Source organism: Haloferax sp. Atlit-6N (assembly GCF_003383195.1).
GTDB classification, from domain to species: Archaea; Halobacteriota; Halobacteria; order Halobacteriales; family Haloferacaceae; genus Haloferax; species Haloferax gibbonsii.
In genome coordinates this window covers 1-469 of the sequence record NZ_QEQJ01000293.1, presented here as the reverse complement: position 1 = coordinate 469, position 469 = coordinate 1, and the positions used below count along the sequence as shown (strand labels likewise).

Sequence of the window (469 nt, the reverse complement as noted above, 5' to 3'; positions counted from 1 at the left end):
TTCGACTGGGACACCGGCGACAAGGAGGCGACCGAGGAGGCCTTCGCGGATGCCGACGTCACCGTCACAGAGCAGATGGAGTACCAGCGGCTCCACCCGGCCCCGATCGAGACCTGCGGGGCCGTCGCCGACTGGGACCCCGGCAACGACAAGATGACGGTGCATATGACGTCGCAGGCGCCGCACGCCCACCGAACCCTGTTCTCGCAGGTGTCGGGCATCCCCGAACACAAGGTCCGCATCGTGAGCCCGGACGTCGGCGGTGGCTTCGGGAACAAGGTGCCGATCTACCCGGGCTACGTCGTCGCGGCCGCCGCGTCCTACGTCCTCGAACAGCCCGTGAAGTGGATCGAAGAGCGTTCTGAGAACATTCAGACGACGGGATTCGCCCGCGACTACGATATGACGGGCGAGATCGCCGCCGCCGCGGACGGCGTGATCCAGGGCGTGAAGGTCGACGTGCTCGCGA

The 469-nt window shown here is 67.0% G+C and carries 1 protein-coding gene; it reads left to right on the top strand.

The features are described 5' to 3' along the window. Window positions 1-469: molybdopterin cofactor-binding domain-containing protein (locus DEQ92_RS22415; RefSeq protein WP_147299592.1), on the top strand; the 469-nt coding region annotated here is incomplete at both ends.